Here is a 26679-nt window from a genome sequence, read left to right on the forward strand (position 1 = left end):
GGACCACTCCTACTGACGGCCGCGAGCGGCCCATTGCGCGCTCGGCTCCGCCTGCGGGACCGGCACGCGCTGGATCAGACCGCGGATGAGCTCGGCGGGGGACCGGCGCGCGGCCTGCGCCTCCGGGGTGAGGTTGAGCCGGTGCGCCAGAACCGGGATCGCCACCAGGTGGATGTCGTCGGGCACCACGTAGTCGCGGCCGGACAGCGCCGCCTGCGCCCGCGCGGCCCGCACCAGGTGCAGCGTCGAGCGGGGGGAGGCGCCGACCCGGATCTCCGAGAGCCTGCGCGTCGCCGATACGAGCTCGACGGCGTAGCGGCGCACCTCATGGGCGATCTGGACGCCGCGGACGGTCTCGATCAGACCGCGGACCTGGTCGGCGTCCGACACCGGCTTGAGCGTCTTGAACACGTCGTGGCCCGCGTGCTCGTCGACCATCGCCAGCTCGGCCTGCGGGTCCGGGTAGCCGATCGACACGCGCGCAGTGAAGCGGTCGCGCTGCGCCTCGGGGAGAGCGTAGGTGCCCTCCATCTCGATCGGGTTCTGGGTGGCGATCACCATGAACGGCGACTGCAGTTCGAAGGTCTTGCCGTCGACCGTGACCTGCTGCTCTTCCATGCACTCCAGCAGCGCGGACTGGGTCTTCGGCGAGGCGCGGTTGATCTCGTCGCCCACGACGATGTTCGCGAACACCGGCCCGGGGCGGAACTCGAACTCGTTGGTCTGCCGGTTGAAGATCGACACCCCGGTGACGTCGCTGGGCAGCAGGTCGGGGGTGAACTGGATTCGGCTCACGGAGCAGTCGATGGACCGCGCGAGCGCCTTGGCCAGCGACGTCTTGCCGACGCCGGGCACGTCCTCGACCAGCAGGTGCCCTTCGGCGAGCAGCGTGACCAGCGCGATCCGCACCACCTCGGGCTTGCCGACCAGCACCCGTTCCACGTTCGCGGCGATCCGCTGCGCGCAGACATGCAGTTCGTCGAGCCTGCCGGACCGCAGCCCGTCCTGCTGGCCCGCGTACCCGGAGATCGGCCCCAACTGCGGCTCTTGCCCTTGGCCGCCGCCGAAAGGGGGATGCCCAGGCAGAGCGGCGGGGGAACTTGACGTCACGCGACCTCCTGATGCGTCTCAAAACGGCTGTCCGGGAATCCATCGCCCGATCCGGGCATGGACGCGCTCGGCGCCTGACGTCGCCAGCCACGTCCCGTGGCCGCGACAGCCTTCCATGGAGTGTGTCAAACCAGGGCGAAGTACCCCAGCGTTTCCAGGGAAGCTGATCGGACCCGTGGCCCAGGGTGGATAGTGCCAGGTGGCCCACGACCATGATCGGGCGCTCCCGCCGCCGGGGCGCCACAGTCCCTCCGCTACTGATGTCTGACGTGCTCACGCTGAGCGATGGGACGTCAAGCCGCCCCCATGCACCCGCCCCACGATCACCCACGGCCCCCGGCCCCGTCCCCCACAAGCTCCCCACAGAGCCCCACATACCGAAGGACGTGCGGGGTAACCCGGGGTTGCGTCCGGATTTCGAGCGATCTTGACCCGTGGGACTTCGCCCGCGGCGGTCAGGTCCCCCACCGTGCCCCCCTCCGGTGACGCGCCCTCTAGCTGGGAAAACGTCATCCACGGCCGGGTCGAACCATGCCATTTCGCGTTGACTGTGGTGAAAAGTGGGGTACTGTGGCGCCAAGTGGGGCAGACGGGAGCCTCATGGCCGATCCGACCGGTTCGGTGGGGAGGTGAGTGTCCGGATGTTCCTCGGCACGCACACCCCCAAGCTCGACGACAAGGGGCGGCTGACACTGCCGGCCAAGTTCCGAGAGGCTCTCGCGGGTGGACTCATGGTCACGAAGGGTCAGGATCACTGCCTCTACGTGTTCCCGCGCGCGGAGTTCGAGGAGATGGCGCGCAAGGTCGCTGCCGCGCCCCTGACGAACGAGGCCGTCCGGGCCTACCAGAGGTACCTGTTCGCGGGGACCGATGAGCAGCGTCCGGACAGCCAAGGCCGGATCGCGGTCGCACCGGAACTCCGGCGCTATGCCGGGTTGACCAAGGAGTGCGTGGTCATCGGGGCGATCACCAGGCTGGAGATCTGGGACGCGCAAGCGTGGCAGACCTACCTGGACGAGCACGAGGACAGCTACTCCCAGGCTCGGGAGGAGGTGCTGCCCGGAGTGTTCTGAGTTGGGGGGCAGAGGACGCGGGTGCCGTGAGGCCTCGGTCCGCTCGCTTTCGGCCCTGGCGCACCTTCCCCGGTGCCAGGTTCGACGAGCGGGCGGGGACCTGGCGGCACCCGGCCTTTTCGGCCGGAAAGTGGAAAGGGGGTGTGGCCACATGACGGACCAGCCGCGGCACGTGCCGGTGCTGCTGGACCGGATCTTGGAGCTGTTCGATCCGGCTCTGTCCGGCCACCCCGCCGTCCTCGTCGACGCCACTCTAGGGCTCGGCGGCCACGCTGACGCCTTGTTGGCTGCGCACCCCGAGCTGACCCTGATCGGACTCGACCGCGACCCCAACGCCCTCGCCATGTCCCGCGAGCGCCTCGCGCGCCACGGCGACCGCGTCCACCTGGTGCACACCGTCTACGACGGAATCCTGGAGGCCATCGGCGGTCTGGGACTGTCGCGGGTGGATGGTGTGCTTTTCGACCTCGGCGTCTCGTCGATGCAGCTGGACGTGGCCGAGCGGGGTTTCGCCTACTCGAAGGACTCTCCGCTCGACATGCGGATGGACCCGACCACCGGCCCGACCGCCGCGGACGTGCTCAACACGTACGCGCCGGGCGAGCTGGTCCGGATCCTGCGCGAGTACGGCGAGGAGAAGTTCGCGACCCGGATCGTCCGCGCGGTGGTGAACGAACGCGAGAAGGAGCCGTTCACCAACAGCGCCAGGCTGGTCGAGCTGCTCTACTCCGCCGTGCCCGCGGCCTCCCGCCGCACCGGCGGCCACCCCGCGAAGCGCACCTTCCAGGCGCTGCGCATCGAGGTCAACGCCGAACTCGACGTCCTGCGCCGCGCCATCCCGGCCGCGCTCTCGGCGCTGCGCGTGGGCGGCCGGATCGTGGTGGAGGCCTACCAGTCGCTGGAGGACCGGATCGTCAAGAGGGCCATGGCCGAACTCGCGAAGTCGACCACGCCCGAAGGACTCCCGGTCGAACTGCCCGGCCACGGCCCCCAGATCCGCATGCTGACCAGGGGGGCCGAGCAGGCCGACGAGCAGGAGATCGAACTCAACTCCCGCGCCCAGTCCGTCCGACTGCGCGCCGCCGAACGAATTCGGGAGGCATCATGACCGCACCCACGCGCAACAAGAACTCCGCGCGCGCTGCCACGAAGCCGACCGAGAAGTCCGTCGACGAGGCCGTCGAGTCCCCGGAAACCGTGGACACCGACGAGCGCGCCGGCCGCGCACGCCGTCGCCGCCCGGTGGACGACACCTCGGCGAGCACCCGCGCGGCCTCGGACGAGGACGCGGGCGCTCGCCGCCGCTCGGGGTCCCGCCGTGCCGCGGGCACGGATGCCGAGTCGTCGGCCGACCGCCGCTCCCGCCGCGGCACCCGTTCCCGAGCCGCGTCCGGCGCGGACCCCGACGGCGGCGCCGAGCCCACCCGCTCCCGAGCGGGCCGTTCGCGCGCCACTCGGTCCGATGTGGATGGTGTGTCGGCTGGTTCTCGTTCCGACGTCGAAGGTGCGGCAGTTGGCTCGCGCAGGAGTCGTTCGCGCGGCTCCGATGGTGCTGAGGTCGACGGTGTGTCCGGTTCGCGCGCGGGGCGTTCGCGCCGGTCGAGCGGTGCCGAGGTGTCGGTTGGTTCTCGGGGAACTCGGTCGCGCGGATCCGGTGTCGACGGCCTCTCCACCGGTTCTGGCTCCGCCCGTTCTCGCGCCGCCACTGGCACGGCGCGGGTCAGCGTCACGATCGGCGAGCCGGAGGTCCCGGTCCGCACGCACGGTGGGGTCGCCGACCCCGCACTGGCCGCCACGGTCGACGCGCCGCCGAAGCCCTCGCGCACGCCAAGTATCGACCGCCCGGAAAGGGTCACCGGCCCGTCGCGCCCCCGTACCGCCGCCGCCGAGCGCGCCTACGCCCGCCGCGCGCACCGCGACGGCCACGGTTCGGTGGCGCGCGCGAAGGTGTCCGACGAGGAAGTCGCTTCCGGTCGTGCCTCCTTCGTCGTCCTGATCATGGCGCTGCTCGCGGTCGGTGTCGCCGCCACGCTGTGGCTGACCACGCAAGCTGTCGCCGACTCGTACCGCCTGGAGAGGGCCAAGGAGGAAGCCAACCGCCTGGCCGAACACGCCGCCCAACTCCAGCGCGAGGTGACCAAGAAGGAGTCCGCCTCGGTGCTGGCCGAGCGCGCCCGCCAACTCGGGATGGTGCCCGCCGGCGACCCGGCGCGCATCGTGGTCGGCCCGGACGGTGCGGTCACGGTCGTCGGTGAGGCGAAGCCGGTGCAGGCCCCGCCGCCACCCGCATCGCCCGCCGACCCGGCGGCGGGAACCCAGCCCCCACCCGCAGCGGTCGCACAGCCTCCCGCGGCGGGCGCACCGCCCGCGGGCGGTACCCAGCCGCCTCCCGCGGGCGGCACCCAGCAACCGCCTGCCGCCGGGGCGCCGCCCGCAGGCGCGACACCACCCGCGGCGGGTCAGACCGCCCCCGACGGCGCGGAGGTCCCCGCGCCAGGCGGCGGCTGATGACGGCCGCGCCACCAGGCGCGCCACGCGCTGACGCTCCCGCCGCCACCTGCGGGAGCGTGATCGTCTCCACCCCAAGCCCCACGCCGCCCCCCGCGGCGCGGGGCCTCGGTGCTTTGACGCCCGATTCGCGCGGTTTGCCGATGGTGTGTGTGACCTCTGTTCGGCACGGCCTGAGGGTGGCGTGTGTGGCCGGTGTTCGGCGCGGCCTGACGGTGGGGCATGAAGTGAGTGCCCTCCGGTCTGTCGCGTGTGGACCGGTGGCGACGCGTGGCGTGGGCGCCTTGGTGTCTGTCTCGCAGGGCATGCCGGTGGGGCGTGGCCTGGGTGTGATCCCGATTTCGCGCCCGTGGGTGACGTGTGGATTCTCGGCGGGAATGGCGGCCAGTTCGGGCGTGCTACGGCCTTTCGGTGGCGTAGTTGGATTTTCGTCGGATGTGGGAGTTGGCACCGAGCGTCGTTCCGGGGAGCGATGTCGTCGGCCGGTGGTTGGTGAAATGATCTTGAGTAGGGGTTTCGGGACCGCGTGGGGTGGTCGTGCCGAGGGGGTCGGTGCGGGAGTCGGTGTCGGGACAAGCAGTGACGGGTTTGGTTGTTCGGTGAGTGGGTTCTCGCGAGGGGGAGTCGTGGATCGAGCGGTAGGCGCCACACAGGGAGGTGGCGACTGATGTCGGGCCGGTACGACGGGCCGGACGACGGTCGTGGCCGTTCTCCGGGGTATGGCGCCGATCCGGCGGACTTCGGACGGGGTTTCGGTGCCGGGCCGTGGGATAGCGATCAGCGGCGTTCGGCGGGGTCTCGCGGTGGGAGCGGCGGCGGGCAGCCCGGTGGCGCGGCACGGGGGCACGGGGTGCCGACGGGATCCGGCCGTCGCCGCGGCGCGACTGGTGACAGCTCCCGCGGCGGCGCGGACGGACGGGACGACTCGGGCTTCGCCGGTCGCGGAGGCAACCCGGTGGGCAAGGGCTCGCGATACGGCGGTGGCCCTGTGGGCAAGGGTGGTTCCGACTACGGAGACGATCCCGCGGCAAAGGGTGGCTCCCGCTATGGCGGGGACCCCGCGGGCATAAGAGGCTCCCGGCACGGGGATGGCCCGGTGGGCAAGGGTCGCCCGCGCTACGGCGACGGCCCGGTGGGCAAGGGTTCCCGGTACGCGGACAGTCCGGTGGGTCAACGTGGTCGCCGCTACGGGGACGAGGCTGCCGGTGCGGGTGGATCGCGCTCGGGCAGCCGTGGTGTGGGCTCCGGCGGTGGCGACTGGCCGCGTGCCGATGGGCGTGGGGGAGCGCCGGTCGGCAAGGGTGCCGCGCGTCGGGGACAGGCGGGGGCTGCCGGTGCCGGACGTCGGGAAAGTGTTGCCGGGCAGGGCAGGCCCGCTGCCGGCGACCCACGGGGTGGTGTCGCCCAGCGGGCCGCTGGTGCGCTGCGGCGGGGGAGTGGCACCGGTGGATCGGGCGGTGCTCGGCCGTGGGCCGCGGCGGGTCGTGGTCCGGCCGTGCGGCCGTCGCCCGCGCCCGGGCGGATGCGGCAGGTCCGCAAACGCGCGCAGGGCACCGATCACCGCGTGCGGGTGGTGGTGATCCGGTTCCTGCTGATCGCGTCGCTGGTGGTCGCCGGGTTGAAGTTGGTGCAGGTCCAGATCTTCGAAGGCGAGGCGCTCGCCGCCCGTGCCGAGCAGCAGCGGGCGATGACCATCCCGATCCCCGCGCACCGCGGGTCGATCGTCGACCGCAACGGCGTGGAGTTGGCGTTCTCCGTCGAGGCTCGCGCGTTGGCCTACCGGCCTGTCGCCCGGCGCGCCGAGATCGACAAGTGGAACAAGACGCACGCGGACGTGCAACTGGACTTCGACAAGGAGACCGCGGCGCTGGCCAAGCGGATGCGGGAGGTGTTGGGGGACCAGGTGGTGGAGGCCGAGGTGCTGGCGAAGCTGCGCTCGGACAAGAAGTACGTCTACCTGGTCGACAAGGTCGAACCCGCCAAGGCCCGTGAGCTCCAGAAAGAATTCGCCCACCTCACCCTCGAATACCGCGCCCAGCGGGAGTACCCGGCAGGCAGCCTCGCGTCGAACGTCGTGGGACGGGCCAACTGGCGCATGGAGGACCCGGTGCCTGCGAACCACAGCCTGCACGGGCTCAGCGGGTTGGAGCTTTTCCGGGACAACCTGCTGGCCGGTAAGCCGGGCAAGCAGATCGTCGAGACCGGCGAACGCACCGACGCCGTCATCCCCGGCCGTGGTCGCGATCTGCAGGGCGCGGTCGACGGCTCCGACATGGAGTTGACGATCGACGCCGACCTGCAGTTCTTTCTGCAGCAGAAGACGGCCGAATACGGGCAGCGCAGCGGGTCCAAGCGGGTCAGCGCGGTGGTGATGGACGCGAAGACCGGCGAGGTCTACGCGCTGGCCAACGACAAGGCCTTCGATCCGTCCGCACCTGGTGGCGTGGACCCGAAGTTGATGTCCGACCCGTCGGTGACCACGCCCTTCGAGCCGGGCTCGGTGAACAAGGTCGTCACCGCCATGGGCGCGATCGAATACGGCATCACCACGCCGGACGCCGTGCACTCGGTGCCCGATTCGATCAAGGTCGCCGACCGGGTGATCAGGGACGCGTGGGACCACGGCAGGCTCAACATGACCACGACCGGCATCTTCGCCAAGTCGTCCAACGTGGGCACTCTGCTGCTGGCCAAGGAGATCAACGAGACCAGGTTCGCCGAACTGCTGGGCAAGCTCGGCCTCGGCACCAGGACCGGCATCGGCCTGCCCGGTGAGAGCCCCGGCTCGCTGCTGCCGCAGAAGCAGTGGTCCGGCAGCACTTTCGGCAACCTGCCCATCGGCCAGGGTCTGTCGATGACCGTGCTGCAGATGGCCGGGATGTACCAGACCCTGGCCAACGACGGGGTCCGCGTTCCGCCGCGGATCGTGCGGGCGACCGTGCGGCCGGATGGCACGCGGGTGGAAGAGCCGCGCCCGGAAGGGATCCGCGTCGTCTCCCCGGAAACGGCGAAGACGACTCGCGACATGTTCCGTGCCGTGACGCAGAAAGCGCCGAACGGCAACAGCGGCACCGCGCCCCTCGCGGCCGTCACCGGTTACCAGATCTCGGGAAAGACCGGTACGGCGCAGCAGTTCGACAAGGCGGCGGGCCGCTACAGCGACTCGAAGTACTGGATCACGTTCGCCGGGATCCTGCCCGCGGACAACCCGCGCTTCGTGGTCGGCATGGTTTACGACACCCCGGTCTACTCGACGCCCGAGGGGCACAGTGCCGCGCCGTTCTTCCACGATGTGGCCTCGTTCCTTACCCAGCGCTACAACATCCCCATGTCGAAGGAGCCGACGCCGATCGTGCCGCTCATCAAGTGACCGCCCGAACAGTCCGCTGAGGACAGTCGCGGTCGGACCCGCCGCCACGCCACGGACCGTGGCCCGGAGCGTGTGCGACAGACGTTCGAACATGTGTTCGATCATACACGTCGGGCGCGGCATGTGAGCTGCACTGATGGGCGCCACTCGAACGTGTCGCCGAATGGTCGTGCTGGGGCCTACCGCATCAGCGCGAAACGCCGTGCCCGAGGGGCCACACGGTCGCCGAGAGTGCGCAGGTAGCCTTCGCGGCGTGCCCGCCAAGCTCGAAGGCAAGGCTGTCACGGCCCCGCCTCGCCCCTCCCACACCGATCCCGTCGCGCTGTCCTCGTTGTCCGAGGCGTCAGCCGCGCGGTTGATCACCAGCTCTCCGGGAACCACGGTCACCGGAGCGACGCTGCGCGCCCAGCACGTGCGACACGGCGACCTGTTCGCCGCCCTGCCGGGTGCGCGCGTGCATGGCGCCGACTTCGCCGCGGACGCCATCGCCGCGGGCGCCGCCGCCGTGCTCACCGACGAAGCCGGAGCCGCCCGGCCCGCCGTGCGCGACTCGGGCCTTCCCGTGCTCGTGCACGACGACCCAAGAGCCGCGCTGGGCCCCATGGCCTCGATGATCTACGGGAATCCGTCCGCCAAGCTGGCGATCATCGGGGTCACCGGGACGTCCGGCAAGACGACCACCAGCTACATGATCGAGTCCGGCCTCGCGGCCGCGGGCCACACCACCGGCCTGATCGGCACCGTCGAGACCCGGATCGCGGGTGAGCGACTGGCCAGCGCGTTCACCACCCCGGAGGCCCCGGACCTGCAGGCCCTGCTCGCGGTGATGGTCGAGCGCGGCGTGACGCACGTGCCGATGGAGGTCTCCAGCCACGCCCTCGCCCTGGGCCGCGCGGCGGGCACGAAGTTCGCCGTCGGCGCGTTCACCAATCTCTCCCAGGACCACCTGGACTTTCATCCCGACATGGAGGACTACTTCCAGACCAAGGCCCTCCTGTTCGACGGCCGCTCGGCGCGTGAGGTCGTCTGCGTCGACGGCGAATGGGGCCGCAGGCTGGTGACCCCCGAGACCGTGACGGTCTCCACGACCGGCGAGGCCGACTGGACCGCGAGCGACGCGCGGACCTCGCTGTCGGGTGAGCAGTCCTTCGTCATTCACACCCCGGACGGCGCGAAGGTCCCCGCCACGCTGCCGATGCCCGGGACGTTCAACATCGCGAACGCGCTCGTCGCGGCCGCCTGCCTGAGCTCGGCGGACGTCGGGATCGACGCGATCGTCAGTGGACTGTCCACAGTGCAGGTTCCCGGCCGGATGGAGCGGGTCGACCTGGGCCAGGACTTCACCGCCGTGGTCGACTACTCGCACAAGCCTGAGGCTGTGGCCCTGGCGCTGGACGCGATCAAGGCCCGGTCCGACGGCAAGGTGATCGTCGTGCTCGGCTGCGGCGGCGACCGCGACACCGCGAAACGCCCGATCATGGGCGCCGAGGCGGCCCGGCGCAGCGATCTGCTGGTCGTCACCGACGACAATCCCCGCAGCGAGGACCCGGCCGCGATCCGCGCGGCGATGCTCGCGGGTGCCGAGTCGGTGCCCGAGGTCGAGCGCGGCGAGGTCGTCGACATCGGTGATCGGCGGCAGGCCATCGCGGCCGCGGTGGCCCGTGCGGGCTCCGGCGACGTCGTGGTGGTCGCGGGCAAGGGTCACGAGACCGGGCAGGAGATCGCCGGCGTGGTGCACCCGTTCTCCGACCGCGACGAACTGGCCGCGGCCATCCGCTCGCGCGGGGTGCGGACATGATCGGGAACAAATCGGGCCGCGCGAACAACGAACTCGGTGTCCTGAACGTCCGACTCGATGTTGTGAATGTGCGACTCGGTGTTCTGAGTGTGCGACTCGCGGAGGTGGTGGCGTGATCCGGTTGACGTTGCGGGAAATCGCCGACGCGATCGGTGGTGAGCTGCACAACGCCGACGGGTCCGAAATGGTGACCGGCTCGGTCGAGTTCGACTCGCGCGCGGTCGCGCCGGGCGGACTGTTCATCGCGATGCCGGGGGAGCGGGTCGACGGCCACGACTTCGCCGCCGCGGCGGTCGAGGCGGGTGCGGCGGGCGTCCTCGCCGCGCGGCCCGTCGACGCGCCCGCGGTGATCGTGCCCGCGGCGACCGACGCGCACACCCGGTCCGTCGCCCTCGTCGCCGACACCGACGGGTCCGGCGCCGCCGTCCTCGCGGGGCTCGGCGCGCTCGCCCGGGCCGTGGTCGACCGGCTCGACGGCGTCACCGTCGTCGGCGTGACCGGCTCGTCGGGCAAGACGTCCACCAAGGACCTGATCGCGCAGCTGCTCGAGCCGATGGGCCCGACCGTGGCGCCCCCCGGCTCCTTCAACAACGAACTCGGTCACCCCTGGACCGTGCTGCGCGCCGACGAGAACACCAGGCACCTCGTGCTGGAGCTCTCCGCCCGCGGCCCCGGCCACATCGCCGCGCTCTGCGACGTCGCGCCCCCGCGTATCGGTGTGGTGATCAACGTCGGCAGCGCGCACCTCGGCGAGTTCGGTTCGCGCGAAGACATCGCCAGGACCAAGGGCGAACTGGTCGAGAAGCTGCCCGCCGACGGCGTCGCCGTGCTCAACGCCGACGACCCACTGGTCGCCGCGATGGCCGAGCGCACCGCCGCCCGGGTCGTCATGGTCGGCGAGGCGCCGCACGCGCAGGTGCGCGCGGTCGGCATCGAGATCGACGAATCCGCCAGGGCGAGCTTCACGCTGGTCACGCCCGTCGGCGAGGCCAAGGTCAAGCTCGGCCTGCACGGCGCCCACCACGTCGGCAACGCGCTCGCCGCGGCCGCGGTCGCGCTGGAACTCGGCGCCACACCGGACGACATCGCCGAGCGGCTCTCCGGGGCCCGGCGGGTCTCGGCGCGCCGGATGGAGGTGACCACCCGCGCGGACGGTGTCACGGTGGTCAACGACTCCTACAACGCCAACCCCGAGTCGGTGCGCGCCGCCCTCAAGACCCTGGCGACGATGGCTCGCACGGGTGAGCGGCGGCGGTCCTGGGCCGTGCTCGGCGTGATGGGCGAGTTGGGCGACTCGGCTGTGAGCGCGCACGACGAGATCGGCAGACTCGCCGTGCGATTGGACATCAACCGCCTGGTGGTGGTGGGCGACGGAGCCCGCGCGATGCACCAAGGGGCGCACCTGGAAGGTTCGTGGGGAGAGGAGTCGGTGCTCGTGCCGGACGTCGATGCCGCGGTGGCGCTGCTGCGCGCCGAACTGGCACCACGTGACGTGGTGCTCGTGAAGGCCTCCAAGGCGGCCGCGCTGTGGCGCGTCGCCGACGCGCTGCTGGCGGAGGATGCCCAGTGAAGAGCATTCTCATCGCGGCCGCGATCGCGATGGTCGTCTCGATCCTGCTCACCCCGTACCTGATCCGCGTGTTCTCCCGGCAGGGTTTCGGCCAGGAGATCCGTGAAGAGGGCCCACAGGGCCACAAGGCCAAGCGCGGCACGCCGACCATGGGTGGCGTCGCGATCATCGTCGCGATGTGGGCGGGCTACGGCACGTCCCACATCTTCAGCGCGATGACCGGTGGCCGCGACACCCCGACCGCGTCCGGGCTGCTGGTGCTGCTGCTGGGCACCGGCCTGGGCATCGTCGGCTTCCTCGACGACTTCATCAAGATCCGCAAGCAGCGCAACCTCGGGCTCAACAAGACCGCGAAGATGGTCGGCCAGCTCGTGGTGGCGATCGTGTTCGCCATCCTCGCGCTGCGGTTCCCCGACGAGCGCGACCTGACGCCTGCCTCGGACCACCTCTCGTTCGTCCGCGACATCGCCATCGTGTCCTTCGGCGGCATCGGCTTCATCGTCTTCTGCTACCTCGCCGTCTCGGCGTGGTCGAACGCGGTGAACTTCACCGACGGCCTCGACGGTCTCGCGGGCGGCGCGTCCGCGATGGTGCTCGGCACCTACGTCGTCATCTCGTTCTGGCAGTTCAGCCACGACTGCTCGCGCGTGCGCGAAGCGGCCTGCTTCGACGTGCGCGACCCGCTCGACCTCGCCGTCGTGGCGGCGGCGGCCATGGGCGCGTGCATCGGCTTCCTGTGGTGGAACGCCGCCCCCGCGAAGATCTTCATGGGTGACACCGGCTCGCTGGCACTCGGCGGTCTTGTCGCCGGTCTGTCGATGACCACCCGCACGGAGCTGCTGATGATCGTCATCGGCGGCCTGTTCGTGGTCGAGATGGTGTCGGTGGTGCTGCAGATCGCGGTCTTCCGCACGACCCGGCGAAGGCTGTTCCGAATGGCGCCGTTCCATCACCACTTCGAACTCGCCGGGTGGGCGGAAACCACTGTCATCATTCGGTTCTGGCTGCTGGCGGGCGTGTGCGCGATGTTCGGCCTCGGCCTGTTCTACGCCGACTGGCTCGCTCTCGGCGGCGGCGTGTGAGCTCGCCCGCCCTCACTGGACGGTCGGTGCTGGTCGCGGGCGCCGGGGTCACCGGCCGCTCGGTCGCGGTCGCGCTGCGGGGGATGGGCGCGACCGTCACGGTCGCCGACGCCGACGCGGGCCGGTTGGCGGAGCTGGCCGACACCGGTGCCGAGTTGGCCGCGGGCCTGACCGAACCGCCCGCGGGGACCGACCTGGTCGTCACCAGCCCCGGCTGGCGGCCGAGCAGCCCGCTGCTCGTCGCGGCGGCGGCCGCGGGCATCGAGGTCATCGGCGAGGTCGAGCTGGCCTGGCGGATCTCCCAGCGGCTGCCCGAGCCGCCCGTGTGGCTCGCTGTCACCGGCACCAACGGCAAGACCACGACCGTCGGCATGCTCGAATCGATCCTGCGCGCCCACGGTGCCAACGCGGTCGCCTGCGGCAACGTCGGCCTGCCGGTGATCGACGCGGTGCTCGCCGGGCACGAGGTGCTCGCCGTCGAGCTGTCGAGCTTCCAGCTGCACTGGCAGTCCTCGCTGCGGGTGCACGCGGGTGTGGTGCTCAACCTCGCCGAGGACCACCTCGACTGGCACGGCTCGCTGGAGGACTACGCCCACGCGAAGGGCGCCGTCTACGCGGGAGCGAAGTTCGTCATCCGCAACACCGAGGACGACTGGTCGACCCGGCTCGCCGCCGAGCACGACGGCACCCACGTCGGCCTCCGCCTCGACACGCCGCGGATCGGCGAGCTCGGGGTCGTCGAGGACCTGCTGGTCGATCGCGCCTTCGTCGACGACCCGGCGAACAACGCCGTCGAACTCGCCACGTTGGCCGACGTCCGGCCGGCGGGCCCGCACAACGTCGCCAACGCCCTGGCCGCCGCCGCTCTCGCGCGCGCGTATGGCGTCTCCACCGACGCGGTGCGGGACGGTCTGCGCGCGTTCGTCCCGGGGGCGCACCGGGCCGTCCCGGTCGCCGAGTCGGCCGGGATCGCGTATGTCAACGACTCGAAGGCGACCAACCCGCACGCCGCGTCGGGTTCGCTGCGCTCCTTCACCTCGGTGGTGTGGATCGCGGGGGGACAGCTCAAGGGCGCCTCGGTGGACGACCTGGTCAAAGAGGTGGCGGGCAGACTACGCGGAGTGGTTCTGCTGGGCGTCGACGCCGAGGTGATCTCCGCGTCGCTCGCGCGACACGCGCCAGATGTCCGTGTCGAGCGGGTGGCTCCGGGAGACGATGAACCCATGATCGCAGCGGTTCGCGCGGCACGCGCCATGGCCCGATCGGGTGACGTCGTCCTGCTTGCACCCGCGGCCGCCTCCCTCGACATGTACCGCAGCTACGCGCACCGCGGTGACGCGTTCGCCGAAGCCGTCCACCGGCTTGTCGAGGAAGACGACGGCGACACCGGGTCGAGCTGATGGCCGTCACCGAGATCGAGAAGACGATCCGGCCTCGGCGCGCGGTCCAGGTCGCGGGCAGGTTGGGCGCGCTGCGCACCGCGCTGACCGCGTGGCTGGGCAGGCCGCTGGCCTCGTTCCACCTCGTCCTCGCGGTGTTCGCGCTGCTCACCGCGCTGGGTCTGGTCATGGTTCTCTCGGCGTCGGTCGTGGTCTCGTTCAACACCCAGGGCTCGGGCCTCTACACCGTCTTCAAGAAGCAGTTGTTGTACGTCCTCGTCGGCTCGGTCCTGTTCTGGGTGGGCCTGCGGATGCCGCTGCCCACGATCCGCGCGCTGAGTCCGATCGGCATGATGTTCGGCGTCATCATCCTGGTGGCCGTTCTGACCCCGCTCGGGGCGAAGGTCAACGGCACCCGCAGCTGGTTCGTCGTCGGCCCCGTCTCGTTTCAGCCGATCGAGGTCTGCAAGCTCGCCCTCGCCCTGTGGGGCGCCCATGTCCTGGTCGTCAAGCGCGCGGTCCTGCACCGGTACCGCCACCTGCTGGTCCCGGTGCTGCCGGTGGCCCTGCTGCTGTTCGCCCTGGTCATGCTGCAGCCCGACCTCGGCGGCACGATCACCCTCGGCGTCGTGCTGATCGCGCTGCTCTGGTTCGCGGGTGCGCCGCTGCGGCTGTTCGGCGCGCTGGCCCTCGGCGGCCTCGCGGGCGTCGCCCTGCTCGCGGTGGGCACCCAGTACCGGCTCGACCGGGTGGTCAGCTTCCTCAGCCCCGACGACGACCTCGGCGGCAAGAACTACCAGGCCGTCCAGGCGCAGCTCGCGCTCGCCGACGGCGGGTTCTTCGGCCGCGGGCTCGGCCAGGGCTCGTCGAAGTGGAACTTCCTGCCGAACGTCCACAACGACTTCATCTTCGCGCTCATCGGCGACGAACTCGGTCTGCTGGGTTGCGGCCTGGTCCTGGCCCTCTTCGCGATGGTCGCGGTCGTCGGCATGCGTATCGCGACCCGCAACATCGACCCGTGGATCCGGATGGTCGCCGCGACGCTGACCGTCTGGCTCGTCGCCCAGGCCGCGATCAACATCGGCTACGTCGTCGGGTTGCTGCCGGTCACCGGCATCACGCTGCCGCTCATCTCCTCCGGCGGCACCTCGGTCGTGGTGACCATGCTGGTGTTCGGCATCCTGGGCAACTGCGCGCGCCATGAGCCCGAGGCCGTGTCGGCACTACGCTCGCAAGGGCCGGGCCGATTCGGCAAGCTGCTGCACCTGCCCGCACCGGACCCGTACCAGCCGCCGAAGAAGCGCAAGCCCGTGCGGCCGACGGCACCGCCGCGCGGCGCTGAGCAACGCAGGCGGGGCACGCCCGAGCGGGCGCGGCAGAAGGCAAGTCGCGGGAATCCGCGAATCGCTAAAGGAGGACGTCGTTGACCGGTGGTAGTCAGGCCGCCCGTAAAGGCCCGTGCGTAGTGATCGCGGGAGGCGGCACGGCCGGACACATCGAGCCCGCGCTGGCCCTGGCCGACGCGGTGATGCGGCTGCGCCCGGACGCCCGCGTGGTCGCGCTGGGCACCGAGCGCGGACTGGAGAAGACGATCATTCCCGCGCGCGGCTACCCGCTGGAGTTCATCCCGCCGGTGCCGATGCCGCGCAAGCCCAACGTCGACCTGCTCAAGTTGCCGCTCAAGGTGCGCGCCGCGATCAAGCAGACCCGCGAGGTCCTCGACCGGATCGGCGCCGATGTCGTCGTCGGGTTCGGCGGCTACGTGGCCCTGCCCGCCTACCTCGCCGCCCGCGGCCGCATCCCGATCATCGTGCACGACTCGAACGCCCGGGTCGGGCTGGCCAACAAGGTCGGCGCGCGGTTCGCCGACCGGGTCGCGGTGGCGGTGCCGGACTCCGGCCTGCCCAACGCGGAGGTCGTCGGCATCCCGCTGCGCGAGTCGATCATCAACCTCGACCGCGCCGCGCTGCGCGCTCAGGCCCGCGAGTTCTTCGGCCTGGACCCGCACGCCCCCACGCTGCTGGTCTTCGGCGGCTCCCAGGGCGCGCGTTCGATCAACAACGCCGTGTCCGGGGCCGCTCGCGCGTTCGCCGACGCGGGCATCGGGGTGCTGCACGCCCACGGGCCGAAGAACTCGCTCGTGGTGCAGGAGGTCCCCGGTGCGCCCAGGTACGTCTCCGTGCCGTACCTGGAGCGGATGGACCTGGCCTACGCGGCCGCCGACGCGGCGCTGTGCCGCTGCGGCGCGATGACCGTCGCCGAGGTGTCGGCCGTCGGTCTGCCCGCGGTGTACGTGCCGCTGCCGATCGGCAACGGCGAACAGGCGCTCAACGCCGAACCGGTGGTCAAGGCAGGCGGCGCGATCATGGTGCCGGACTCCGAACTCACCACCGAAGCGGTCACCGAGCTGGTCGTCCCGATGCTCGCCGACCGCGCCCGGCTCGCCGCGATGAGCGCCGCCGCGCAGGGCAGCGGACACCGCGAGGCCGCGGACGTCCTGGCCCGCATGGTGCTCGACGCCATCGACAAGAGGTCACAATGACGACGACAGACAAACTCCTGACCCGCGCCCACCTGATCGGCATCGGTGGCGCCGGCATGAGTGGCATCGCCCGAATCCTGCTCGCCCGCGGGCGCGAGGTGTCCGGCTCGGACGCCAAGGAGGCCCGCACCTTCCTGACCCTGCGCGCCCAGGGCGCGAAGATCGCGATCGGGCAGCGCGCCGAGAACCTCGACCAGCTGCCCGAGTCGCCGACCGCGGTCGTCGTGTCGACGGCGATCAAGGAGGACAACCCGGAGCTCGTCGAGGCCCGCAAGCGCGGGATCGTCGTCGTGCACCGGTCGCAGGCGCTGGCGGAGCTGATGACGGGTCACCTGGTGGCCTGTATCGCCGGCACGCACGGCAAGACGTCGACCACCTCGATGCTCACCGTCGCGCTGCAGCACTGCAGGCTCGACCCGTCGTTCGCGATCGGCGGCGACCTCAACGACTCCGGCGCCAACGCCCACCACGGCAGCGGCGGGATCTTCGTGGCCGAGGCCGATGAGAGCGACGGCTCGTTCCTGGTGTTCCGACCGACCGTCGCGGTGGTGACCAATGTGGAGGCCGACCACCTCGACCACCACGGCACCGTCGAGGCCTACGTCGCGGTGTTCGACTCCTTCCTCGACCAGCTCACCGCCGACGGCGTGCTGATCACCTGCGCCGACGACCCGGGCGCGGTCGCCCTGGCCGGGCGCGCCGAGGCCAAGGGCATCCGCGTGCGCCGCTACGGGCGCGCGGCCACGGCGAAGTCCGACGCCACCCTGCTTGATTACCGCCCGGTCGACGGCGGCAGCGTGGCCCGGGTGTCCCTCGACGGCCAGGAGTTCGAGCTCGGCGTCGCGGTCCCGGGCGAGCACATGGCGCTCAACGCCCTCGCCGCGCTGCTGGCGGGCCTGGAGCTGGGCGCCCCGCTCGAAGGGCTCGGCGAGGGCATCGCCGCGTTCGGCGGGGTGCGCAGGCGCTTCGAGTTCAAGGGCCGTTCCGGCGGCGTGCGGGTCTACGACGACTACGCCCACCATCCGACCGAGGTCGACGCGCAGCTGCGCGCGGTCCGGCCCGCCGCCGACGGCGGACGGATCGTGGTGATCTTCCAGCCGCACCTGTACTCGCGGACCGAGGCGTTCGCCGCCGAGTTCGCCCAAGCCCTCGGCCTCGCCGACGTGGTCGTCGTGCTCGACGTGTTCGGCGCCCGTGAGGAGCCCCAGCCGGGCGTGAGCGGCGCGCTGATCGCCGACGCGATTACCGGCGCCGAGGTGCACTACGAGCCCGCCTTCGACAAGGTGACCACCCTCGTGGCCGACCTGGTCGAGCCCGGCGACCTGGTGATGACCATGGGCGCGGGCGACGTGACGTCGCTCGGTCCGGAGCTGATCGCCGAGCTCGACCGGCGAGCGGCGACCGAATGACCTCCGCGCAGACGAGGCAGCGGCGCAGGCCACCTCGGGCCGCCGACCGGCCGCGCAGGCTGACCCGGCGTCGCTACCTCGTCCGCCGCGCGACGGTGCTCGGGTCCTTCCTCGGCGTGATCGCCCTCGTCTACGTCGTCCTGTTCACCTCGGTGTTCGGTGTGCGCGGCGTCGAGGTCTTCGGCACGACGGTCCTCACCCACGACGACGTGCGCAAGGCCGCGGCGGTGGAGGCGGGCAGCCCCCTCGTGCGGCTCGACACCGACGAGATCGCCGCGCGGGTCGCGGCCCTGCCCCGAGTGCGTTCCGTGGACGTGCGCCGGTCCTACCCGGTCACGGTGCGGATCACGCTGGTGGAGCGGACGCCGTTCGCGGTGATCACCAAGCCCGACGGCGTGCACCTGGTCGATGTCGACGGCGTGGACTTCGGCGTCGTGCCGGTGGCCCCGCCGGGTCTGCCGCAGCTCGCCGCGGCCGACCCGCCGACGATCAAGGCCGCGGTGACGGTGCTGGCCGCCGTGCCGGACCCGCTGCGCCCGCAGGTCGCCTCGGTGTCGGCGGAGACGGTGGGCAACGTGAAGATCACCCTGGCGGACGGCAGGCTCGTGAAGTGGGGCAGTGCCGAGCACTCCGATCGCAAAGCCGCGGTGCTGGGCCCGCTGCTGACCCAGCCGGGCAAGGTCTATGACGTGGGCACCCCGGACTTCCCCACGATCTCCTGACCGCACGGCGAAAACCTGGTGCGGGCTGTCGGTGGTGTCGGGCAGACTCGCCGACATGACCACGACCGAGACCCGGATCGACCCGCCGTATGTGGCGGACGAGTCGACACAGCTCAACGCGTTCCTGGACTACCACCGCGCCACCGTCGTCACCAAGGCCGCGGGTTTGTCCGAAGAGGACGCCCACCGCAGCCTCCTGCCCTCGGAGCTGATGACGGTCGCGGGTCTGCTCTCGCACCTGCGCTGGGTCGAGGCCTACTGGTTCGACGTGGTGCTCGACGGACAGCCGGACCGCGCGCCGTACAGCAAGGAGCACCCGGACGGCGAGTTCGAGGTCGCCGCCGACCTGAGCCTCGCGCAAGTGATCGACGACTACCGTGCGCAGTGCGCGTCGAGCCGTGCGACCGTCGCGAAACTCGCACTCGACGACATCGTGGACTTCCGCGGCGACAGACAAGTCAATGTGCGCTGGGTGATCCTGCACATGATCGAGGAGACCGCCCGCCATGTCGGGCACCTCGACCTCATCCGCGAACAGCTCGACGGCGCCACGGGCGAGTGATAAACGGCATTCCTTACGTCCCGTGACGAACATCCGCCACGCATTACGGCGTGGCGGCTGGATCGGCGGCCGGCCAGTGCCTACCTTCCTTGCGTGGTCCGGGGTTGACATAACTCTCAGTCTCTGGTTGAGGTCGAGGGTTTCCCGTCCGGACACGATCATGCTCGACACGATTCAGGAAGGCGGCCTTTGATGACGCCCCCGCACAACTACCTCGCCGTGATAAAGGTCGTCGGCATCGGTGGCGGCGGCGTGAACGCCGTCAACCGCATGATCGAGGTCGGCCTCAAGGGCGTCGAGTTCATCGCCGTCAACACCGACGCGCAGGCCCTGCTCATGTCCGACGCCGACGTCAAGCTCGACATTGGCCGCGAACTGACCAGAGGCCTTGGCGCGGGCGCCAACCCCGAGGTCGGCACCAAGGCCGCCGAAGACCACCGCGAGGAGATCGAGGAGGTCCTCAAGGGGGCCGACATGGTCTTCGTCACCGCGGGTGAGGGCGGCGGCACCGGCACCGGCGGCGCGCCCGTCGTGGCCTCGATCGCCCGCAAGCTCGGCGCGCTGACCATCGGTGTGGTCACCCGGCCGTTCTCCTTCGAGGGCAAGCGCCGCGCGAAGCAGGCCGAGGACGGAATCACCGAGCTGCGCAACGAGTGCGACACGCTCATCGTGATCCCCAACGACCGGCTGCTGCAGCTCGGCGACGTCGGCGTGAGCCTGATGGACGCCTTCCGCTCCGCCGACGAGGTGCTGCTCTCCGGTGTCCAGGGCATCACTGACCTGATCACCACGCCGGGTCTGATCAACCTCGACTTCGCCGACGTGAAGAGCGTCATGTCCGGCGCGGGCAGCGCGCTGATGGGCATCGGCTCCGCCCGCGGCGAGGGCCGTGCGGTGCAGGCCGCGCAGAAGGCGATCAACTCGCCGCTGCTGGAGGCGTCGATGGACGGTGCCCACGGCGTTCTGCTCGCCATCGCGGGCGGGTCCGACCTGGGCCTGTTCGAGATCAACGAGTCGGCGTCGCTGGTGCAGGAGTCCGCGCACCCCGAGGCCAACATCATCTTCGGTACGGTCATCGACGACTCCCTCGGCGACGAGGTCCGGGTCACGGTGATCGCCGCGGGTTTTGACGCGGGTGCGCCGACCCACAAGAAACTCGATCCGACGGCGCTCGGCACCCGCAGCACCACGACGGGCGCCACGGCGACCGCCAAGGCGGGTCAGGTGTCGACCGACCGGCCGGCGCCTGCCACTCAGCAGCAGCCAGCCCCCCAGCAGCAGCACACTGGCTACCAGCAGCAGGCGCCGCAGCAGGGCAACGGCTACCAGACGCAGACGCCCGCGCCCACGGGCAACGGCATGGGCTACTCGCAGCAGGCCACCCAGGCCCCGCCGCCCGTCGGCGGCGGACAGCCGCTGCCCAACGTCCGCGGCACCCAGGGCACCCTGCCCGGCCGCGCCGTCCCGGTCGGCGACGACCCGGACGACGAGGTCGACGTACCCCCGTTCATGCGCAGGTAGCACCGCTCCTGCACCATACGAACCCCGGCGTTCCCCCGCCGGGGTTCGTGTTCGTTATCGGTCGATTGAGGAGATCTGGTGCGGATTCGTCGGGTGGTCACCACACGCGAGGGCGGGGCTTCCGCCGCGCCGTACGACTCGTTCAACCTCGGCGACCACGTCGGGGACGCGCCGGAGGCCGTGGCGGCCAACCGGGCGCGGCTCGCCCGCGAGCTCGGGCTGGCGCCGGACCGGCTCGTCTGGATGGAGCAGGTCCACGGGCGCACCGCCGCCATCGTGGACGGACCGCGGGCCGAGCCGGTCGAGGCGACCGACGCCCTGGTGGCCGCCGAGCCGGGTCTCGCGGTGATCGCGCTCGTCGCGGACTGTGTCCCGCTCCTGCTCGGCGACCCGCAGGCCGGTGTCGTGGCCGCGGTGCACGCGGGGCGCGTTGGCGCGCGGATCGGTGTGGTCCCGGCGGCGCTCGCCGCGATGCGCGAGGCGGGCGCCGACCTGTCCCGGATCGAGGGCCTTCTCGGGCCGTCGGTGTGCGGCGAGTGCTACGAGGTGCCGCAGGCGATGCAGAACGACGTCGAGAAGCACCTGCCGGGAAGCGCGTGCCGCACCCGCAAGGGCACGCCCGGGCTCGATCTGCGCGCGGGACTCTGGCGGCAGCTCGCCGACGCGGGTGTCGGCAAGATCGGGATCGACCCGCGGTGCACGAATGAAGAGCGTTCGCTGTTCAGTCACCGCAGGGAAGGGACCACTGGGCGATTGGCCGCGATCACTTGGCTCGAGCCATGACGGACCGCGCCGCGGAGATCGCGGCGAATCTCGCCGACGTCCGCGAGCGGATCGACGCCGCCTGCCGCAACGCCGGCCGAAACCCTTCTGACGTGCGACTTCTCGCCGTCACGAAGACTTTCCCGGCCACCGACGCGGCGATCTTGGCCGACCTCGGGGTGCTTGATCTGGCGGAAAACCGTGATCAAGAGGCAGGCGTGAAGTTCGACGAGCTCAAGGAGCTCCGGCCCGCCGCGAAGCCGCGCTGGCACATGGTCGGGCGGCTGCAGCGCAACAAGGTGCGCTCGGTGGTCCGCTGGGCCGACGAGGTGCAGTCGGTCGACTCGACCCGGCTGGCCGACGCGTTGGCCAAGGCCGCCCAAGATCGTCCCGAGCCGCTCGACGTCCTCCTGCAGGCGAGCATCGACGGCGACCCCGCGCGTGGCGGCTGCCCCCTGGGTGATCTTGATTACCTCGCGGATCACGTAATTCGATCGAGTGAATTAGCGCTGAAGGGGATCATGGCTGTGGCGCCCCTCGGCATGGAACCTTCGAGGGCGTTCGAACGTCTAGCGGGTGTGGCACACCAGCTACAGGCGCTGTACCCAACGGCGCGTGAGCTGTCGTGCGGCATGAGTAACGATCTTGAAGAAGCGGTGGACCATGGGTCGACGTGCGTGCGTGTCGGAACTGCTCTGCTAGGGGGACGCGGGCTAGCCTCCCCTTGACGGTGCGCCATGTGGGACCACGCAAGGGGAGTCGCGGAGGAACGCCATGAGTACGCTGCAGAAGCTGAAGGCTTACTTCGGAATGGTGCCTGCCGAAGAGCTCGAGGACTACGAGGGTGACGAGTACGACCGTCGCCCCTACGGCCGCCGTCCGGAGTACCTCGACGACGACTTCGACGAGTACGCCGGGGGACGCCGACGGTGGTTCGGCGGCGCTCGCGCGGGCTACCGCGACGACGTCGACGACGACTTCGAGCCGGTCGACCGAGGCCGTCAGCGGCCCGCGTGGGCCGGATCGACCTCCGAGCCCCAGACCCATGGCGCACTCGCCATGGACGCCCGTCGCGACCCGGCTCCCCGGCTGCGGCAGGTGGAGCCCGCTGTACAGGCAGGTGGGTACCCGATGGGCCGCGTCGTGACACTGCACCCGAGCAGCTACAACGAGGCGCGCACCATCGGTGAGCACTACCGTGACGGCCGCCCCGTGATCATGAATCTGACCGAGATGGACGACGCGGACGCCAAGCGTCTCGTCGACTTCGCGGCCGGGCTCGCGTTCGCGCTGCGCGGCTCCATCGACAAGGTCACGAACAAGGTGTTCTTGATCTCACCACCCAATGCCGACCCGACCGCGGAGGACAAGCGGCGGTTGGCGGAGGGTGGGTTCGCCACCCGAAGCTGAGTGATGGCACAGTTGAGCTGTGGAACCAGTGCTTCTTGCCGTCTATTGGGTGTTGTTCGCCTTCTGGCTGCTGCTCACCGCCAGGGTGGTCGTGGAACTCGTGCGCACGTTCGCGCGCGAGTGGCGACCAGCCGGTGGGGTTGCGGTAGCGCTGGAGACCATCTACACAGTGACCGATCCCCCGGTGCGTTTGGTCCGTCGGTTGATACCGACAGTCCGAATCGGGGGTGTAGGCCTGGACCTATCGATTATGGTGCTGCTGCTGGTTGTATTCATTCTGATGCAACTGGCGTATCCCGGGTGATCGGGGAGACTTGGGTTGATGGCAGCCCTGGAGTGCGTGAGGTGATCAGATGTCGTTGACCCCCGCTGACGTGCACAACGTCGCGTTCAGCAAGCCTCCCATCGGCAAGCGGGGCTACAACGAGGACGAGGTGGACGCCTTCCTCGACTTGGTCGAGGTGGAGCTCTCCCGCCTGATCGAGGAGAACAACGACCTGCGCGCGCAGGTCGAGCAGCTCGACGCGCAGTTGGAGTCGGCTCGCGCCGACCTCGACGACGCTCGGTCCGGAGGTGGCGTGCCCAGCGTGGCGCCGCGTCAGGCCGAGGAGCCGCGTCGGCTCACTCCGGTTCCGCCGCCCAGTGCGCTGGAGCAGACCAGTCCCGGGGGCGGCGGTGATCACCACGTGCAGGCCGCCAAGGTTCTGGGCCTCGCACAGGAGATGGCCGACCGGCTCACCGGCGAGGCGAAAGCCGAAGCCGACGGGATGCTGTCGGAGGCTCGGACCAAGTCCGAGCAGCTGCTGTCCGATGCGCGTGCGAAGTCCGACACCATGGTCACCGAGGCGCGTACGCGCGCGGAGACCATGCTGAACGACGCCCGGACCCGGGCCGAGACCCTGGAGCGTCAGGCCAGGGAGAAGGCGACCACGCTGGAGCGAGATGCCCAGCGGCAGCACACCGAGATCATCGGCGCGGTGCAGCAGGAACGCACCACGTTGGAGAAGAAGATCGACGAGCTGCGCACCTTCGAGCGCGAGTACCGCACACGTCTGAAGACCTTCCTCGAGTCCAGCCTGCGTGAACTCGGTGACCGCGGTTCCGCGGCCCCGACGACCGAAGGCGGACGCGGCGCGGGTCAGCAGAGCGGCTACTCCTTCGGCCCGCGTGCGGAAGCGGGCTGACCTAGCGAGCCACTGATCGGGACGCCTCAGCGATGAGGCGTCTCGATCAAGGCAGTAGGGCACACGGTGCTGTACATCGTCTTGATCTTGGTGCTGGCCGCCCTCGGGTTGCTGGTCACGGCTCTGACAACGGCCAACACCCTCTGGGCGTGGCTCTCGGTCGGCATCAGCATCGCCGCCGCGGGCCTGTTGGTCTACGACTGGCTGGGCAACCGCCGCCGCCGGGCTGCCGAGCCCGAGTCGGTCGCGCAGTCCCAGGACGAGCCCGAGCCGAAGTACGTCGACGAAGCTGTCGACGAGCCCGTGCAGGAGCCTGTCGTCGAGTCGGTCGAGCCTGTCGAGTCGGTCGAGCCTGTCGAGCCTGTCGAGGCGGTCGCTGTCGTCCCCGAGGCGTCCTCCGAGAACGAGCCCGGCGAGGAGCAGACGGACGCCGCCGACCTGTTGGTGATCTCTGGGCTCACGGCCGACGTCCGGGTGTTGGACGAGCGTCCGCGCTACCACCTGGCCAAGTGCGCCTGGCTGGGTGGACGGTCATCGATCGGACTCCCGGTCGCGGAAGCGCGCCAGCTCGGGTTCACCCCGTGCGCGCGCTGCGGTCCGGACGCGACCCTGGCGGCGAAGCACCGCGCGGGCCGCGGAGCCAGGACCTCCGGCGAGAGGTAGTTTCAGCCGAGGACGAAACCGGTCGCGGCGTGCGACCTGCCCCTGGAACAGTTGGCTACAGCTGACCTAGGGGGCGCGGTTTCGCATGGTCCTGTCCGGTGAGGGGACCAAGCGTCTCGGTGCGGACTTCGGCAAGCTCTGGGCGTCGACGGCCACGGCCAACCTCGGTGACGGCATCGCGTTGGCCGCGGGACCGCTGCTGGTCGCGGGCCTGACCTCCGACCCGGTGGTCGTCTCCGGCGCGGCCTTTGTCCAGCGCCTGCCCTGGCTGCTGTTCTCCTTGATCAGTGGGGCGTTCGTCGACCGAATAGACCGTCGGCTGCTGATCATCTCGGTCAACATCTTCCGCGCCGCTGTGATCGGCGGGCTCGCGGTGACGATCTGGACCGGCCACGTCACGATCGTGATCGTCTACGCGGCGTTCTTCCTTCTCGGCATCGGCGAGACGCTGGCCGACAACGCCTCTGCCGCCATGGTCCCCGCCGTCGTCGCGCCGGACCTGCTGCCCAAGGCCAACGCCAGGCTTTACGCCCTGCACTTTGTCGGCAACATGCTCGTCGCGCCCCCGGTGGGCGCGGCGGTGTTCGTGATCGGCGCCGCGCTTCCCTTCGGAATCAACGCCGTGATGTTCCTGCTCGGCGCCGCCGTGCTGGCCACCCTCCGCTACCGCCCGCCGCCTGCCCAGGCCGTCGAGCGGCGGCCGCTGCGCCAGGAGATCGGCGAAGGGCTGCGCTGGCTGTGGCGGCACGAGCTACTGAGAGCGCTCGCGGTGGTCTTGTGTCTGATGAATGTGGCGTTCTTCGCACCCTCGGCGATCCTCGTGCTCTACGCGAAGGAGCACCTCGGCCTGCCCGAGATCGGCTTCGGGTTGCTGCTGGCCGTGATGGCGGTCGGCGGCCTGATCGGGACCGCTGTCGCCGCTCGGGCGCAGAAGCGATTCGGAGATGGCGCCCTGTTGCGGGCGGGCATGGTCATCGAGACCGTGACCCATTTCGGCTTGGCCCTGGCCAGTGACGCGTGGGTCGCCGGGGCCACCCTGCTCGCCTTCGGAATCCATGCCTCGATCTGGGGCGTCGTCGCCATGTCGGTCCGTCAGCGGGTGGTCCCTGACCGGCTGCGAGGTCGGGTCGGCAGTGTGTACTTCCTGCTGGTGATCGGCGGCGCTTCCATCGGTTCGCTGATCGGCGGGCTGATCGCGCGACAGTGGGGCGTCACCGCGCCGATGTGGGCGGCCGGGACGGCGATGATCGTCCTGACGGCGTTCGCCTGGCGGCACTTTCGCCGGGAGGCGTTCGTCACGGGAGTCTCGACGGCCTGAGGGTCGCGCCGGTCGAATGTGCCCATGCGGGTCGAGTTGGTGAAAGAGTTCGATGACGGTCTCGTCGACGGGCTGGCCGAGGTCCTGGTGGACTGCGTGGCGAGCGGCGCGAGCGTCGGGTTCGTGGGCGTGCTCGCCCAGGAGCGGGCCCGCGCCTGGTGGCGGAGCGTGATCGGCGACCCCGACGCGTTGACCTGGGTGGCCCGCGACGAGACCAACCGGGTCGTCGGGACCGTGCGCCTGGCGTTGGCCACCCAGGACAACGGCCCGCACCGCGCCGAGGTGGTCAAACTGCTGGTGCACCGCGACGCCCGGGGCAAGGGCTGCGCGAGTGCGCTGATGGCCGCGCTGGAGGACACCGCACGCGCGCTCGGCCGGCGGGTCCTGGTGCTCGACACCCAGACCGGCAGCCTCGCCGAGGGCCTCTACGCCCGGCGGGGATGGCAGCGGGTGGGCACGGTGGACGACTTCGCGCTGACCCCGGACGGTGTCCTCGCACCGACCACGATCATGGTCAAACACCTGGCTGCGTGAACCGGCTTGCGCGGACCCGTTACCCTGGATGTCAAGGCACTGATCCGGCCATCACCGGGGAGCCTCCGGAAGAACGGGCGCGAGCCTCAGTAGAACCGGACGGGATCGGCCCGTCACAGCCGACCTAGAGCGGTCATCGGCGCTTCGGCGTCGGCGGCAAGC

The 26679-nt window shown here is 70.7% G+C and carries 23 protein-coding genes; 22 read left to right on the forward strand and 1 reads right to left on the reverse strand.

Annotated features, from left to right (window positions below):
- Positions 1-9 precede the first annotated feature (9 nt).
- Entirely contained in the window at positions 10-1110 is a 1101-nt protein-coding gene (locus GPZ80_RS10920; protein WP_376771668.1) for an AAA family ATPase, read from the reverse strand.
- A gap of 641 nt (positions 1111-1751) precedes the next feature.
- On the opposite strand from GPZ80_RS10920, the gene mraZ reads away from it, so the two are divergent.
- The 22 genes from mraZ to GPZ80_RS11030 all read left to right on the forward strand — a co-directional run bounded on the left by mraZ (position 1752) and on the right by GPZ80_RS11030 (position 26517).
- Complete coding sequence (gene mraZ / locus GPZ80_RS10925; protein ID WP_091374372.1) at positions 1752-2183, forward strand: division/cell wall cluster transcriptional repressor MraZ; 432 nt, start codon at positions 1752-1754, stop codon at positions 2181-2183.
- A 151-nt stretch (positions 2184-2334) separates the two neighbouring features.
- A complete protein-coding gene (gene rsmH, locus GPZ80_RS10930) occupies positions 2335-3291 on the forward strand; it encodes a 16S rRNA (cytosine(1402)-N(4))-methyltransferase RsmH (RefSeq protein WP_187220203.1) in 957 nt (318 codons plus the stop codon).
- The gene (ftsL, locus tag GPZ80_RS10935) at positions 3288-4691 is read left to right on the forward strand and encodes a cell division protein FtsL (protein ID WP_187220204.1); all 1404 of its coding nucleotides are present in this window, start codon (positions 3288-3290) and stop codon (positions 4689-4691) included. The genes rsmH and ftsL overlap by 4 nt, the downstream gene beginning before the upstream one ends.
- 1522 nt (positions 4692-6213) lie before the next feature.
- The gene (locus GPZ80_RS10940; protein WP_187220407.1) at positions 6214-8061 is read left to right on the forward strand and encodes a peptidoglycan D,D-transpeptidase FtsI family protein; all 1848 of its coding nucleotides are present in this window, start codon (positions 6214-6216) and stop codon (positions 8059-8061) included.
- 163 nt (positions 8062-8224) lie between these two features.
- Positions 8225-9859 (forward strand): UDP-N-acetylmuramoyl-L-alanyl-D-glutamate--2,6-diaminopimelate ligase, encoded by a 1635-nt coding sequence (locus GPZ80_RS10945; protein ID WP_187220205.1) that lies wholly within the window; start codon positions 8225-8227, stop codon positions 9857-9859.
- Between the two features lie 112 nt (positions 9860-9971).
- On the forward strand, positions 9972-11429 hold the full coding sequence (locus GPZ80_RS10950; RefSeq protein WP_187220206.1) for a UDP-N-acetylmuramoyl-tripeptide--D-alanyl-D-alanine ligase: 1458 nt from the start codon (positions 9972-9974) through the stop codon (positions 11427-11429).
- On the forward strand, positions 11426-12511 hold the full coding sequence (gene mraY / locus GPZ80_RS10955) for a phospho-N-acetylmuramoyl-pentapeptide-transferase (protein ID WP_187220207.1): 1086 nt from the start codon (positions 11426-11428) through the stop codon (positions 12509-12511). Before GPZ80_RS10950 ends, mraY begins: the two co-directional genes overlap by 4 nt.
- Complete coding sequence (murD, locus tag GPZ80_RS10960; RefSeq protein WP_187220208.1) at positions 12508-13911, forward strand: UDP-N-acetylmuramoyl-L-alanine--D-glutamate ligase; 1404 nt, start codon at positions 12508-12510, stop codon at positions 13909-13911. The genes mraY and murD overlap by 4 nt, the downstream gene beginning before the upstream one ends.
- A complete protein-coding gene (gene ftsW / locus GPZ80_RS10965; protein ID WP_187220209.1) occupies positions 13911-15317 on the forward strand; it encodes a putative lipid II flippase FtsW in 1407 nt (468 codons plus the stop codon). Before murD ends, ftsW begins: the two co-directional genes overlap by 1 nt.
- Entirely contained in the window at positions 15314-16432 is a 1119-nt protein-coding gene (gene murG / locus GPZ80_RS10970) for an undecaprenyldiphospho-muramoylpentapeptide beta-N-acetylglucosaminyltransferase (RefSeq protein ID WP_187220210.1), read from the forward strand. The genes ftsW and murG overlap by 4 nt, the downstream gene beginning before the upstream one ends.
- On the forward strand, positions 16429-17841 hold the full coding sequence (murC, locus tag GPZ80_RS10975) for a UDP-N-acetylmuramate--L-alanine ligase (RefSeq protein ID WP_187220211.1): 1413 nt from the start codon (positions 16429-16431) through the stop codon (positions 17839-17841). The genes murG and murC overlap by 4 nt, the downstream gene beginning before the upstream one ends.
- Positions 17838-18563: a cell division protein FtsQ/DivIB gene (locus GPZ80_RS10980; protein WP_187220212.1), complete on the forward strand. Its 726-nt coding sequence runs from the start codon at positions 17838-17840 to the stop codon at positions 18561-18563. The genes murC and GPZ80_RS10980 overlap by 4 nt, the downstream gene beginning before the upstream one ends.
- 55 nt (positions 18564-18618) lie before the next feature.
- Positions 18619-19125: a DinB family protein gene (locus GPZ80_RS10985; RefSeq protein WP_187220213.1), complete on the forward strand. Its 507-nt coding sequence runs from the start codon at positions 18619-18621 to the stop codon at positions 19123-19125.
- Between the two features lie 192 nt (positions 19126-19317).
- Positions 19318-20646, forward strand: coding sequence for a cell division protein FtsZ (ftsZ, locus tag GPZ80_RS10990; protein WP_187220214.1), 1329 nt, complete (start codon positions 19318-19320; stop codon positions 20644-20646).
- 78 nt (positions 20647-20724) lie between these two features.
- Complete coding sequence (gene pgeF, locus GPZ80_RS10995; protein ID WP_187220215.1) at positions 20725-21429, forward strand: peptidoglycan editing factor PgeF; 705 nt, start codon at positions 20725-20727, stop codon at positions 21427-21429.
- A complete protein-coding gene (locus GPZ80_RS11000) occupies positions 21426-22136 on the forward strand; it encodes a YggS family pyridoxal phosphate-dependent enzyme (RefSeq protein ID WP_187220216.1) in 711 nt (236 codons plus the stop codon). Before pgeF ends, GPZ80_RS11000 begins: the two co-directional genes overlap by 4 nt.
- Before the next feature lie 46 nt (positions 22137-22182).
- The gene (locus GPZ80_RS11005) at positions 22183-22818 is read left to right on the forward strand and encodes a cell division protein SepF (protein ID WP_187220217.1); all 636 of its coding nucleotides are present in this window, start codon (positions 22183-22185) and stop codon (positions 22816-22818) included.
- 28 nt (positions 22819-22846) lie between these two features.
- Positions 22847-23122 carry a YggT family protein gene (locus GPZ80_RS11010; RefSeq protein ID WP_091374428.1) on the forward strand — a complete coding sequence of 92 codons (276 nt, stop codon included), beginning with the start codon at positions 22847-22849 and terminating at the stop codon, positions 23120-23122.
- 49 nt (positions 23123-23171) lie between these two features.
- Positions 23172-24002: a DivIVA-like cell division protein Wag31 gene (gene wag31, locus GPZ80_RS11015; RefSeq protein WP_091574649.1), complete on the forward strand. Its 831-nt coding sequence runs from the start codon at positions 23172-23174 to the stop codon at positions 24000-24002.
- A 66-nt stretch (positions 24003-24068) separates the two neighbouring features.
- Complete coding sequence (locus GPZ80_RS11020; protein ID WP_187220218.1) at positions 24069-24665, forward strand: hypothetical protein; 597 nt, start codon at positions 24069-24071, stop codon at positions 24663-24665.
- Between the two features lie 85 nt (positions 24666-24750).
- Positions 24751-25983: an MFS transporter gene (locus tag GPZ80_RS11025; protein ID WP_187220219.1), complete on the forward strand. Its 1233-nt coding sequence runs from the start codon at positions 24751-24753 to the stop codon at positions 25981-25983.
- A gap of 24 nt (positions 25984-26007) precedes the next feature.
- Positions 26008-26517 carry a GNAT family N-acetyltransferase gene (locus tag GPZ80_RS11030; protein WP_187220220.1) on the forward strand — a complete coding sequence of 170 codons (510 nt, stop codon included), beginning with the start codon at positions 26008-26010 and terminating at the stop codon, positions 26515-26517.
- Positions 26518-26679: the final 162 nt, after the last annotated feature.

Source organism: Actinokineospora xionganensis (assembly GCF_014323725.1).
GTDB lineage: Bacteria > Actinomycetota > Actinomycetes > Mycobacteriales > Pseudonocardiaceae > Actinokineospora > Actinokineospora xionganensis.

Bases quoted from the DNA above. Each gene is read 5' to 3' on its own strand.
- mraZ (WP_091374372.1), top strand. From the start codon at position 1,752: ATGTTCCTCGGCACGCACACCCCCAAGCTCGACGACAAGGGGCGGCTG.
- rsmH (WP_187220203.1), top strand. From the start codon at position 2,335: ATGACGGACCAGCCGCGGCACGTGCCGGTGCTGCTGGACCGGATCTTG.
- ftsL (WP_187220204.1), top strand. From the start codon at position 3,288: ATGACCGCACCCACGCGCAACAAGAACTCCGCGCGCGCTGCCACGAAG.
- GPZ80_RS10940 (WP_187220407.1), top strand. From the start codon at position 6,214: ATGCGGCAGGTCCGCAAACGCGCGCAGGGCACCGATCACCGCGTGCGG.
- GPZ80_RS10945 (WP_187220205.1), top strand. From the start codon at position 8,225: ATGGTCGTGCTGGGGCCTACCGCATCAGCGCGAAACGCCGTGCCCGAG.
- ftsW (WP_187220209.1), top strand. From the start codon at position 13,911: ATGGCCGTCACCGAGATCGAGAAGACGATCCGGCCTCGGCGCGCGGTC.
- murC (WP_187220211.1), top strand. From the start codon at position 16,429: ATGACGACGACAGACAAACTCCTGACCCGCGCCCACCTGATCGGCATC.
- GPZ80_RS10980 (WP_187220212.1), top strand. From the start codon at position 17,838: ATGACCTCCGCGCAGACGAGGCAGCGGCGCAGGCCACCTCGGGCCGCC.
- GPZ80_RS10985 (WP_187220213.1), top strand. From the start codon at position 18,619: ATGACCACGACCGAGACCCGGATCGACCCGCCGTATGTGGCGGACGAG.
- ftsZ (WP_187220214.1), top strand. From the start codon at position 19,318: ATGACGCCCCCGCACAACTACCTCGCCGTGATAAAGGTCGTCGGCATC.
- GPZ80_RS11000 (WP_187220216.1), top strand. From the start codon at position 21,426: ATGACGGACCGCGCCGCGGAGATCGCGGCGAATCTCGCCGACGTCCGC.
- GPZ80_RS11005 (WP_187220217.1), top strand. From the start codon at position 22,183: ATGAGTACGCTGCAGAAGCTGAAGGCTTACTTCGGAATGGTGCCTGCC.
- wag31 (WP_091574649.1), top strand. From the start codon at position 23,172: ATGTCGTTGACCCCCGCTGACGTGCACAACGTCGCGTTCAGCAAGCCT.
- GPZ80_RS11025 (WP_187220219.1), top strand. From the start codon at position 24,751: ATGGTCCTGTCCGGTGAGGGGACCAAGCGTCTCGGTGCGGACTTCGGC.
- GPZ80_RS11030 (WP_187220220.1), top strand. From the start codon at position 26,008: ATGCGGGTCGAGTTGGTGAAAGAGTTCGATGACGGTCTCGTCGACGGG.